Annotated in this window: 7 protein-coding genes; 3 read left to right on the forward strand and 4 right to left on the reverse strand. The window is 70.9% G+C overall.

Annotated features, from left to right (window positions below):
• Positions 1–30: 30 nt before the first annotated feature.
• Genes DS843_RS18900 through DS843_RS18910 form a run of 3 tightly spaced genes read right to left on the reverse strand, consistent with a single transcriptional unit; the run spans position 31 to position 7,068 of the window.
• Positions 31–855 carry an ABC transporter permease gene (locus tag DS843_RS18900; RefSeq protein ID WP_286192186.1) on the reverse strand — a complete coding sequence of 275 codons (825 nt, stop codon included), beginning with the start codon at positions 853–855 and terminating at the stop codon, positions 31–33.
• Positions 848–1,621 (reverse strand): ABC transporter ATP-binding protein, encoded by a 774-nt coding sequence (locus tag DS843_RS18905; RefSeq protein ID WP_149470397.1) that lies wholly within the window; start codon positions 1,619–1,621, stop codon positions 848–850. Before DS843_RS18905 ends, DS843_RS18900 begins: the two co-directional genes overlap by 8 nt.
• Entirely contained in the window at positions 1,618–7,068 is a 5,451-nt protein-coding gene (locus DS843_RS18910) for an AMP-binding protein (protein ID WP_149470398.1), read from the reverse strand. The genes DS843_RS18905 and DS843_RS18910 overlap by 4 nt, the downstream gene beginning before the upstream one ends.
• Positions 7,069–7,225: 157 nt before the next feature.
• On the opposite strand from DS843_RS18910, the gene DS843_RS18915 reads away from it, so the two are divergent.
• Together DS843_RS18915 and DS843_RS18920 are read left to right on the forward strand one after the other, a co-directional pair.
• Positions 7,226–7,645, forward strand: coding sequence for a cupin domain-containing protein (locus DS843_RS18915; protein ID WP_149470399.1), 420 nt, complete (start codon positions 7,226–7,228; stop codon positions 7,643–7,645).
• Between the two features lie 331 nt (positions 7,646–7,976).
• Positions 7,977–8,588, forward strand: a complete 612-nt coding sequence (locus DS843_RS18920; protein WP_149470400.1) for a hypothetical protein — start codon at positions 7,977–7,979, stop codon at positions 8,586–8,588.
• 104 nt (positions 8,589–8,692) lie between these two features.
• Here DS843_RS18920 and DS843_RS18925 read toward each other — a convergent pair whose 3' ends face one another.
• On the reverse strand, positions 8,693–8,953 hold the full coding sequence (locus DS843_RS18925) for a DUF3126 family protein (protein ID WP_149470401.1): 261 nt from the start codon (positions 8,951–8,953) through the stop codon (positions 8,693–8,695).
• A gap of 417 nt (positions 8,954–9,370) precedes the next feature.
• Between DS843_RS18925 and DS843_RS18930 the strand changes: the two genes are divergently transcribed.
• Positions 9,371–12,061, forward strand: coding sequence for an SUMF1/EgtB/PvdO family nonheme iron enzyme (locus DS843_RS18930; RefSeq protein WP_167525366.1), 2,691 nt, complete (start codon positions 9,371–9,373; stop codon positions 12,059–12,061).
• The last annotated feature ends 105 nt before the right edge of the window (positions 12,062–12,166 follow it).

Consider the following 12,166-nt stretch of genomic DNA (forward strand, 5'->3'; position numbering starts at 1 on the left):
TCAGTCTCCCTCTATCAGCAGTCATTTTTCTCACCGCCATTTCAGCAGGCGGCGTTCCAGGACGGACAGCACGGTCCCGATGGCGAGCCCGAGCAGCGACAGCACCAGCACGCCGGCCAGAAGCTGGTCGGTCAGCATCAGGTTGCCGGCGGTCAGGACGAAGGCGCCGATGCCGTATTCCGCCCCGATCATCTCCGCCGCGACCACCAGGATCAGCGCGATGGAGGCGGTGATGCGGAAGCCGGCGAGGATGCCGGGCAGGGCGCCGGGAAGCACGATCTTGCGCAGGATCGACGCCCAGGGCAGGCCGAAGCTCTGCGCCATGCGGATCAGGTTGCGCGGCACCGAATCGATGGCGCTGTAGGTGGCGATCACGGTGGGGAAGAAGACGCCGAAGCCGATGGTGGCGAACTTCGACGGCTCGCCGATGCCGAACCACAGGATGAACAGCGGCAGAAGCGCGATCTTCGGGATCGGGAAGAAGGCTGAGACCAGCGGCACGCCGACCGCCCGCGCCACCGAGCCGATGCCCATCGCGAAGCCCACGGCCATGCCCGCCACCGTGCCCATGGCCCAGCCGACGCCGATGCGCATCAGCGACGCCTTCAGGTGCTGCCAGAGCGTCCCGTCCTGCGCCATGGCTGCGAGCGCGGAGGCGACCGCGCTCGGTGGCGGCAGGAACAGGTCGCTGACGAGGCCGAAGCGGTTGGTGGATTCCCACACCGCGATCAGCAGCACGAAGGCGAGCAGCGCCGCCCAGCGGTGCGCCCTGACCGTGAAACCTCCGCCACGGAAGCGGACGGGCTGGGACGGCGCTTTGGTGCGATCGGTCATGGGGAGACTGGTGTCAGGCATCGGCGATCTCCCGGTCGGCCAGTTGGGCCTCGGCCCGGATCAGGTGCCACAGCCGGTCGCGAACCTCCGCCAGATGGGCCTGGGCGGAGGGCTCCAGCCTTTGATCGCGCGGCTCCTCGATGGTCACGATCTCGCGCAGGCGGCCCGGACGGCGGCTGAGAACGGCGACCCGGTCAGCCAGCCGCAGCGCCTCGTCCAGATTGTGGGTGACGTAGACGGCGGTCGTCCGCTCGCGCTGCCAGAGCGAGAGGAAGTCTTCCATCAGCAACTCGCGCGTCTGGGCGTCGAGCGCCGACAGCGGCTCGTCCAGCAGCAGCATGGCCGGGCGCACGGCCAGCGCGCGGGCGATGCCGACGCGCTGGCGCATGCCGCCGGACAACTGCTTGGGCAGCGCCTTGCGGAAGTCCCACAGACCCATGCGGCGCAGGCCGGACTCGATGCGCTCCCGCCGCTCCGCCGCCGACAGCGGGTGATGTTCGAGGACGAGGGAGAGGTTGTCCTCGACGCTGCGCCAGGGCAGCAGGGCGAAGTCCTGGAAGATGAAGGTGATCGGGTTCAGGCAGCCGTCCGGCGCCTCGCCCGCCACCGCGATGGTGCCGGAGGTGGGCGCCACGATGCCGCCGGCGATGCCGAGCAGGGTGGACTTGCCGCAGCCCGACGGGCCGATGACGGCCAGAACCTCCCCCTCCTGCACCGTCAGGTCGATGCCGTCCAGCACGACGAGGTCGTCGTAGCGGTGGCACAGGTCCTTGATGATAAGCCTCATTGTTCCTTTCCAATGGCCTTTCCGGGACTTGCCCCGGCCCAGGCGATCAGCAGCTCGTCCCGGGAGGTCAGGCCCGCTTCCGGCAGCGCGTGGTTGACGACGGCCTTGGCGGCGCCGCCGGTCGCTTCCGGCAGGCGGTTCTCCCACATGGCCTGATGGAGCGTGGGCAGCTCGTCCCAGGCGCCGAGGTATGTCGTTGGCACACGAACCGCCCCGGAGGCAATGACGCGGTTCAGCCCTGCGATTTCCGCAGCGTTCGAAAGATGAGTCCCGACGATGGATGCGGATGGCATCAGGATGCGGCGCTGGCGCATCCACACCTGCGGCGCGTAGAAGCTGTAGCGCCGACCATTTCCATTTGGGGCCATATCGCCGCAATAGACGACGCGCCCCGTGTGCGGCTTCACGATCATGGTGGAGACGGCCAGCGTGTCGCGCCGCGCCCGCTCCACCACCACACCCGGCATGCCGCGCGGGTTGTCGGCGGAGCGCAGGATGCGGCCCACTGCTTGGCCCAGCGGCTTGAACGTGTCCTCGGTGAACAGGCGCACGGCCTCCTTGAAGGCGGCGGTCTCGCGTTGCGGGTCGGGCAGGTCCGGCATGGTGTCGGGCCAGTCGAAATGCGGCACGCGGCGCTTGATCTCGGCCAGCGACACCGCCCCGGCCAGAGCTTCCCCGTAGCCGAGCGACAGCACGAAGTCGCGTTCGGAATCCCGGTCGGTGACGACGCAGACACGGGCGCCGGACTCGCGCGCCGCCTCGATGGCGGACAGCGCCATGTCGTCGCGCAGCCCTACCGCCCCGGCGCCGTAGAAGACCAGCACGGCTTCGCCTGGGCGCAAGCGGGCACGGCGCAGCATCTCCGCCGGCTCGGCGGCGCCGGGCTTGCCGAGGAAGGTCATGTGGTAGCCGCTGGAGGCGCCGAAGAAGGTCAGCGCGCCGCCCTCGGCCAGCGATTGGAAGGTGCGCGGGAAGGTCGCCTCGCCCGCGTGGCTGACCGCGTAGTCCACGAGGTTGCCGCCGTTGGCGGTGCGGAGCGCGTCGAGGTAGGGACGTCCGGCCTCCTCCCACGCCGCCCATTGGTCTGGATCGGCGGGGATGCGGGTGAAGGCGGTTTCGGCGACGGAGCGGTCCACCGCCTCCGCCCCGCGGGCGCGGATGGAGGCGGCGCGGCGCTCCGACGACACCATGCCGGTCACCTTCATGCGCCGGGCCAGCGCCAGTTCCACCGTCCAGGCGCCGGTTCCGCCCGCCGCGCCTTCGACCAGCAAGCGCTTGCCCGGCTGCACGTCGAGCGCCGTGAACAGCGCGCGGTAGCCGGTGCCGGCGGCGAGCATGTAGCTGCCCGCCTCCTCCAGCGCGAGGCCGGGAGGCAGGGGGAAGAGCTGCGGCCCGTCGGCCAGCATGAATTGCTGGTGGCTGCCGTCCGGCGACTGGTAGCCCTGGATGTGGAAGTCGGTGAACATGGGATCGGCCCCGGCCTCCGGGTCCAGCAGGTCGGAGACGCCGGAATAGACGGCGACCAGATCGCCGACCGCCAGCCGCCCCTGGGCCTGCAACGCCTCGCCCATGCGCACGACCATGCCGACCCCGCCGGAGCCGGTGACGTGCACGTCCTCGTCATGCTCGTCGAACAGCGAGATGGGGATGCCGGTCAGCGCCCAGACATCGTTGTAATTGACCTCGGAGGCCAGGACGTAGACGAGCGCCTGGTTGGGACCGGGCTCGGGGACGGGGATGACGACTTCCGTTTCGGCCTGGGCCGGGTCGCCATGGGCGGCGGCTCCCGTCTCCAGGTCGCGGACGACGGCCTGGGCGAGCTGCCAGCGGGGCAGGGGCGTGGCGCCGGGGAAGAAGGGGCTTCCGATGGGAAGCGTACCGTCGCGGTCCTCGCGCCGCGGACGGGCGGGCAGGGGCGGGGATTTCTTCTCCAGGAACAGGGCGATGCCCTTCTTGGCGCCGTTCTCGGAATCCAGGAGGAAGCGGGCGAAAGCGTCGATCTCGGCTTTGGTGCCGGCCTCGAAGCCGTCGCCGAGGCCGGTGTCCACGAGTTGGACGATGGTGTCGGCGACGGGGCCGCGGCCGACGCTGTGGGCTTGGCGGAGGAGGAGGGCGGTGTTGGAGGACACTTGCCCCCACCCCGGCCCTCCCCCGCTGGGCGGGGGAGGGAGAGAAGCTTGCGGGGAATGCGGCGGAGTTCCCTCCCCCGCCCAGCGGGGGAGGGTAAGGGTGGGGGCAAGAGCGCTCGTGGGGGCAAGAGCGGCCTCCCTTGCCATCGCCTTCGCCAGCGTCAGCGCGTCGTCCGCCCCGCGGGCCACCACATCGACCAAGCCATACTCAAGCGCCGTCCCGGCGTCGATCTGCCGCCCCGACAGCAGGATCTCCAGCGCCCGCCCATACCCCCGCTCCGGGTCTTTCCGAATCAGCAGGCGCGGCAAGCGCTGCGTGCCGCCATAGCCCGGCGGCAGGAACAGGTTGATCTCGGGCTGGCCCAGCCGGGCGCGGGGATCGGCCACCCGGACGTGGCAGGCCATGGCCAGTTCGCAACCGCCGCCCAGAGCCACGCCGCGGATCGCGGCGAACACCGGCTTGTCCATCACCTCGATGGCGCGGAAGACGGCGTGGGCCTTCGCCGGCAGCGCGCGGGCCTCGCTCTCGTCCTGCACCTCGTCGAGAAGCTGGCGGATGTCGGCGCCGGCCACGAAGTTGCGGCCCGTGCCGGTGATCACCACGGCGCGCACATCCGCCCGCCGTGCGAGATGGGCGACCAGCGTGTCCAGCTCGTCGAGCAGGCGGTCGGACAGGGCGTTGACCGGCGGGTTGTCGATGGTCACGGTCGCCATCCGCACGCCGTCGGCCAGCCGGTCGTACTGAACGGACAGGAAGCGCTGCCGCTCGATGAGGGTCTGTTCCTCGGCGCGTTGCTGGCCGCGCTTCCAGGCGTCGATGCGGGTGCCGAGGTCGGTCAGGCATTCCGGGTTGCGGAGCGTGGAGGTGTCGCCCAGCGGCTCCCCGTTCATCATCGCCGTCAGGAAGCGGCGCATGTATTTGCCGGAGCGCGTCTCCGGAAAGGCCGGAACGGCGAGGATGTCGGAGGGGACGGCGACCGCACCCTTCTCCTGCCGCACCAGATCCTTCAAACGGCGCTCGTCGTCGGCGGTGATGTCGCGGCCCTTGGCGGGCAGGACGAAGGCGACCGGCGTCAGCCCCTTCTCGCGGTGGGGGGCGCCGACCACGATGACGTTGCCGACCGGGCTGTCGGGGTTGATCTGCTTGTCGCGCAGGATCGCGCCTTCGATCTCCTCCGTTCCCATGCGGTGGCCGGACACGTTGATGACGTCATCGGACCGCCCGTGCAGGCTGAAGCTGCCGTCCTCGTAGCGCCGCGCGAAGTCGCCTTGCAGATAGGCCCAGACCGGCTTGCCGTCCGCGTCGCGGAAGCGCCCGAAATAGGTCTTCACGAAGCGGTCGAAGTCGCCCTTCCAGCCCGGTTTGCCGACACGCTCCGCGTCGCCCCAGATGGTGCGGGTCAGGTAGGGGTAGGGGGCGGTGACGACGATCTCGCCCTTCTCCTCCGCCTCGGCGGGGCGGAAGGCGACGCGGCCCGCGGCGTCCGGCTCGCTCTCGGGAATCCAGACGTCGCCCAGCACCCAGGGCAGCGGGTAGGTGTGGGCGTCGGCGCGCAGCGGCTGGTCGGGGTTGCCGTAGGGGTGGGTCCAGACGATGCCGCCATGCTCCGTCGCCCAATAGCTGTTGATGTATTGCGGCGTCATCACCGCCATGCCGAAAGCCTGGACGGCGGGGCTGGTCGGCTCCGCGCAGAAGGTGGCGACCCGCAAGCTGCCGCGGTCGTAACGCTCCACGTCGGCCCGGTTCTCCGGGTGGGTCATGACCGTCTTCAGGAAGGTCACGCCCGCCTTGAAGATGGTCACCTTGTGCCGCTCGATGATCGAGGCGAAGCGCCCGGCGTTGGGGAAGACGGGTGCTCCCTCCGTCACGATGCCGGGGATGCGGGCGGCGAGGCTGGCGGTGATCAGGTAGCTCTGCCCGGTGATCCAGCCCGGATCGGCGACGACGTAGATCACGTCGCGGCCCGGCAGGGCGTCGAAGCTGACCTTCATGGTGTGGGCGAGCCCGGCGACGTAGCCGCCATGGACATGCACCACGCCCTTCGGCTTTCCGGTGGAGCCGGAGGTGTAGATGATGAACAGCGGGTATTCGGCGTCCACCGGGCGGCAGGGAACGGCCCGCGCCACGGCGGCGCAGAGCGCCCGGTCGTCCAAGGCGCGCAGCGCGTCCATGCCGGGCAGACCCATGTCCGACAGGCCGGCGGCGGCGCAGAGCGTCGCCTCGGCCTTCGCCAGCAGATCGTGCGCCCAGACGTCGCGGCCCTCGGTCCAGGGGATGTCGGGAAGCCCGGCGTGGCGGACGACGATCACCGCCTCCACCCGCGGCGGGGCGGCGGTCAGCGCCTCCGCCACGCTGGCGCGCAGGTCGGCCACGGTGGCGGCGTCGAGCGTGCCGTCGCGGTCCAGCGCGCGGCCAAGCTCCCGCATCACGTCGGCGGGGGCGACGGTGATTTCGCCCTCCAGCCCGCGGCGCACCGGCTCCATCAGGGCGGCGTCGCCCAGCTTGGCGCGCAGCACCTCCTCCGTGATGCGCAGCGCCGTAGGCAGGGCGACGAAACGGTCGAGCGCCGGATCGCTGTAGGCTTCCTTGAAGGGGGCCATCTCCGCGTTGCGGCTGGCGCCGTCGGCGGTGATGACGACGCGGGCGCCCGCGTTCTCGATGCGGTCGGACAGGGTCTTGTCGGAAAAGCCGCCGAACACCGCCGTGTAGATGACGCCGATGCGCTTCGCCCCCTCCGTCCAGACGATCTGGTCGAGGATGTTGGGCATGTTCAGCGCGATGCGGTCGCCTGGACGCAGGCCGAGACCTTGCAGAGCCAGCGCGGCCAGAGCGGAGCGGATCAGCAACTCGCGCCGGGTCAGGGTGATGTGATGGACCGGGCCGCCGCGCCCGCCGTTGGCGGCGGCGTCCCAGCGGTCGCCCTCGTACCAGTAGGCGGTCTCGGCCCCATGGCCGGACAGCACATGGCGGTCCACCTCGTTGAAGGCGGCGTTGGTCAGTCCGCCCGCGAACCAGCGGTAGAAGGGCGCCTCCGACCCGTCGAAAGCCTGGGTCCAGGGCGTCCAGTCCGCCCGCTCCGCGGCCTCGCCGGTCGCGGCGTTCCAGCCGCGCCAGACGCCGTCCGCATCGCGCATCAGCCAATTCGCGCCGTCGAACCAGTGGATGGTTTCCGCCGCGATGGAGCCGTGGAAGGCGCCGGGATCGGCTTCGCAGGCGGCGCGCTGGCTCTGCCAGTCCCCGGCGGAGCGGATGGGGTTGACGGCGACGTCCTGCGGCAGCGGCGGCTGTCCGGCGGACTCCGCGACGGCGTGATCCATGGTTTCCTCCCGATCGGGCGCTTCTTCTTTTGGCGCGTGCATCACTATAGCGCGCCGCCCTGCATGGGCCGCAATGGCGCCGTGCGCGGCCGGGGTATGCCGTGTGCGCGGCTTTCGGTCATACTCGGTGCAATCAAAGACGTTGGGAGGAAAGAGCATGTCGGAAAACGACACGTCCGCGACCGATTCGATGACCTTCGCGGTCAGCCACGCCGATCCGGCGGACTTCAAGCGCGACGGGCTGCGGCCCTTCTTCGAGTACCGCGACCTCGGCATCCGGGCGGCCACGGCGGGCAAGGCGAACGCCCACGTCATCCGCGCCCGTCCCGGCGAGCCCTCGCATGGCGGCTGGCACCGGCACGCGCTGGATTTCCAGATGGTCTATGTGCTGAAGGGCTGGGTGAAGTTCGCCTATGAAGGCGTGGGGGAGGTTCTGTTGCAGGCCGGCTCCTGCGTGCACCAGCCGCCGGGCATCCGGCATGTGGAGATCGCGCATTCCGACGATCTGGAAATGCTGGAGATCACGCTTCCCGCCGACTTCCCGACCGAGGGCGCGGAACCGCCCGCGAGACCCTGAGGCCGCGTCCCGCAAAAAAGTGCCGGCCGCGAGACGCGGCCGGCCAGATGCTTTGGAGGAATCGCCACCGAGGCCACAGGGAACGGCGCAGCCAAGGGACGCTTCGTTGCAACGGAAAGCAACGCCCGTGCCAAGCGTCACCGCTGCCGCAAAGGTCCATTTTCCGCCCTTTGGGGAAGGCTCGTTCGGGCCGCCCCTGTCCGGATGTCCGGACAGGTGACTGGAATGGCGGACGGTCCGGATGCCGCTCCTCCGGCGCCGCCGCTCTGGCATGTTGCGCGTGCCGGCTGTATAGGGCGGTGTGCGGCGGCGTGGAAAGGATGCGGACGGGATGCCCGAGGTCGAGATCTCCCGTGAGGACACAGGGCAGGCGGCGGTGTTCGAGGCGTCGCCGTCCAGCGTGCCGCCCCAGCGCTACGCCCATCTGCTCTACGCCGCGATCCTGCTGGCCGGTTTCGTGGTGGTGGCCGAACTGATGCTGGAGCCGACGGCGTCCATGATGCGCTGGCTGGGCATGCTGTGCGCGGTTCCGCTTCTGTTGATGTGGGTCATCACGCTGCTGCGGGCGGCGCGGCGCAGCGCGGTCCGGCTGGTCGTCGCCCCGGAGGGGCTGACCGCCCACGGGCAACTCATCCCGCACAACACCATCCGCGGCGTGGCGCTCTATCCGCCGCAGGGCAAGCGTCCGCTGTTCGTGGCCCGCGTCCAGACGATGACCCAGCAGCAGCACGAGAAGGAACTGGCGCTGGCCGGCGGGGATGTGGATGCGGAGGAGGGCAGGCCGGGCAAGGGGCGTCGGCGGCGCGCCGGCTACCGGCTGCTTCTTCTGCGCCGCAACCATCTTCCGGCCCTGGTCCTGGTGCGCGGCCTGACCCTGTCGGGCGGGGAGACGCTGATGGCCGGGCTGGCCGCGGAGTTGCGGCGTCACAGCCGTCCGAACTGACCCCGGGCTGACCCCGGGCCGCGCGGAAACGCCCCTCCCGCCGCAGGACGGGAGAGGTCCGCGCCGAAGCGGCGTGGCTCGGCGGTGTGCCCGGGCGACCCGCTTTAGCGGCGGGCCGCCGGAGCGGCCGGAAGGTCTTCTTCCAGGATGACGACGTGCAGGGCGTAGGAGACTTCACCCTCGTCCACGTCGCGGTGGAGAGTGCCGACGAACTCGTCGCCCAGCATGACCTCCGCGGACTGGCCGGCCTTTTCGGGCGGCTGGATGATGATCTTGTCGTTGCCGAGCGTCTTGCGCAGATAGGTCTGCACACGGGCGATTTCGGTTTCGGTCATCTTCGCGACCGTCGGCTTGGCGGGCGGCATGGCATGATCCCTGTGTTGTCGAAGGGGTCATATAGAAATCTTTCGGGCAAAGGGAAAGCACAACATCGCCACGGATCGTGCATTCGCCGAAGCCGTTCCCCTCCCGCCGGGGGACGGGGCGGCGCCCGATGCGCCATGGTGCGTGAGGAAAACGCGAAAGGTCGAGCGATGACCGTCACCCCTCCCAAATAGAGTTGGAAAGGAGCCGCGTCCTTAGCGCGGGTGGTCATGCCCTCATCTGTAGAGATGCATTACCCTGTTTTGCCCCCTTGTCCCTGGCGCCGCGATCAAATACTGAACGAAATGGAAGGTGGAGTACCACGTTCCACCGTCCGGTGACCATGGCATGAGGTGACCATGGGTGTGCGCCTTTGCCGTCTTGTCCTGTGCCGCCTTCTCGTGGCGGTGATCCGGGCCGTGACTGCCCGGGCTGTGACCGCCGGTCTCCTGCTGGCCGTGGCGGCGTGGGGGACGCCCGGTCTGGCGGCCAACACGCCGGAACAGCGCATCGCTCTGGTCATCGGCGTCGGCGCCTACCGCCACGCGCCGGAACTGCCCAACCCCCGCAACGACGCCCGCGCCATGTCGGCGGCGCTGCGCAAGATGGGCTTCACGGTGGAGGAGCGCTACGACCTCGACAACCGCGGCATGGCGGAGGCGTTGCGCGGCTTCGGCATCCAGGCGGCGCAGGCCGACGTGGCGCTGCTGTATTTCGCCGGCCACGGGATGCAGGTGGGCGGCACCAACTTCCTGATCCCCTCCGATGCCCGGCTGGAGCGCGAGCGCGATCTGGTCTACGAGGCGCTGCCCCTGAACCTGCCGATGGGCGAGCTGGCCCAGGCGCGCAAGCTGGGCATCCTGATCCTGGACGCCTGCCGCAACAACCCCTTCGCCGACCGTCTGGTGCGGTCCGGGACCAAGCGGACGGAGGTGCATTCCGGCTTCGCCCGCGTGGACGACACGCCGACCGACACGCTGGTCGCCATGGCGACGCGTGCCGACGCGGTGGCCGAGGACGGGCAGGGCGACCACAGCCCCTACACCGCGTCCCTGCTGAAGAATTTCGAGGTGCCGGGGCTGGAGCTCAGCCTGTTCTTCCGCCGGGTGCGCGACGACGTGATGCATCTCACCCAGGGCCGGCAGGAGCCGTTCCTCTACGGCTCGCTGGGGGCGGCACCCTTCTACTTCAACCCGCTGCCGGAAAACCGCCCGCCGCAGCTCGGCGCCGTCCGGACGCTGGAGGTGCTGGACCGCGGCGGGACGGAGGGGCTGAGCATCGCGCGGCCCAGCGACCCCGACAACGACCAGCTCTTCGCCCAGGTGACCGGCCTGCCGCGCGGCGGCGGGGTGCGCATCGGAGACCGGGTGGTGCTGATCGGCGATTACCTGACGGTGGACCAGCTCGCCGCGGCCACCTTCCGGCCCGACGCCACCCATCTGGGCGACGCCGGCAGTTTCGAGTTCGCGGTGATGGACGGGCGCGGCGGGGTGGCGCGGGGCGCCGTCCCGATCCTGATCAAGCCGAGCAACCGCCCGCCCGTCGCCGTCGCGGAGCGCAGCGTGCGCGCCGTGGTCAACAGCTTGCGTCTGGAGGTGCCGACCGACCCGGACGGCGACCCGCTGACCTTCACCGTCAGCGCCGTTCCGGAACGCGGTCAGGTCCGCGACGGCACCACCCCGCTGAAGCCCGGCGACCAATTGGCTCCGGAGCGGCTGACCGCCCTGACCTTTGATCCGGAGCGGGCGCCCGCTGGCCGCGCCGGGGTGTTCAGCGTGCTGGTCGAGGACGGGCGCGGCGGGCGGACCACCATGAGCGCGCTTCTGGAGGTGGAGGAGGCCGGCGCCGCTCCGCCGCAGGCCGATCTGGAGGAGTCGCTGTGGCGCCGCGTGCGCGACAGCCGCGACGCCGACGCGCTGGACGCTTTCCTGCGGCTGTTCGGCACCGGCCCCTTCGCCGGCCCGGCGCGGGACCGGCTGAACCGGCTGCGCGCCGAATCGGCGAAGATCGCGGGGGCATCCCCCGCCGCCGGAGCGGGAAGCAGCGGATCGTCGGGCGGCGGGGCGTCCAATGGGAAGGCCGCACCGCCGCCGGAGCTGCAACTCGACACCGCCGGGGAGGGCATGTATGTGGCGGTCGCCGACGCGGAGCTGCGCGCCGGGCCGGACGCGCGGTCGGACCGGGTGGGCAACCTCGCCAAGGACGGCCCGGTCCGGGTGCTGGGCCGGGTGGCCGACGCCGATTGGTACCGGGTGTCCCTGGACGATGGGGTTCAGGGCTTCGTGCGTGGCCCCGCGCTGCGCCCCGCCGGGCCGGAGGACCGCCAGCGGCTGGCGCTCGCAGCACCCGCCCAGCCGGGAGGGTCGCAGGGGCGGGCGCAGGGCAACGGCAACAGCTTCCAGGACTGCCCGGAATGCCCGCCGATGATGCGCATCCCCGCCGGCAGCTTCGTCATGGGCAGCGACCGCGGCGACCCGGCCCAGCGACCGCAGCGCCGCGTCACCTTCGCGCGGCCCTTCGCCATCGGGGTCTACGAGGTGACGGTCGCCAACTGGCGGGCCTGCGTGGAGGGCGGCGGCTGTGCCGCCATGCCGCGCATGCGCAACGCCGCCGACGACACGCCGGTCCACAACATCCATGTGGAGGACGCGCTGGCCTACACGGACTGGCTCAGCCGCAAGACCGGCCAGCGCTATCGCCTGCCGAGCGAGGCGGAGTGGGAATACGCGGCGCGCGGCGGCAGCGCGGCGCGCTTCGCTTGGGGGGACAGCCTGACGCCCGGCGCCCGGCTGGCCAATTGCCGGGACTGCGGCGGCTCCTTCGACCGGTCGCTGCCGGCGCCGGTGGGCAGCTTCCAGCCCAACGCCTTCGGGCTCTACGACACCAGCGGCGGCGTGGCGGAGTGGGTCGCCGACTGCTGGAACCCCGGCTACAAGGGCGCCCCGGCGGACGGCCGCGCCTGGACGGAGGGAGACTGCCGCAAGCGGGTGCTGCGCGGCGGTTCCTGGCGGGACGGGCAGGACGCCATCGCCGTCACCGCCCGCATCGGCTACGACGCCGACGTGCGCTACGTCGCGGACGGTCTGCGCGTGGCCCGCGACCTGAACTGACCCGGCTGGCGCTGATCGGCGCGCCGTTCGTTGGTGGGACGCACCGTCTGCGGATGGGACCGCGCGGCCTCCGAAATTGCAGAAAGGGGCGCCGGACCGGTGCGC

Source organism: Roseomonas genomospecies 6 (assembly GCF_008365375.1).
In the GTDB taxonomy this organism is placed as follows: domain Bacteria; phylum Pseudomonadota; class Alphaproteobacteria; order Azospirillales; family Azospirillaceae; genus Azospirillum.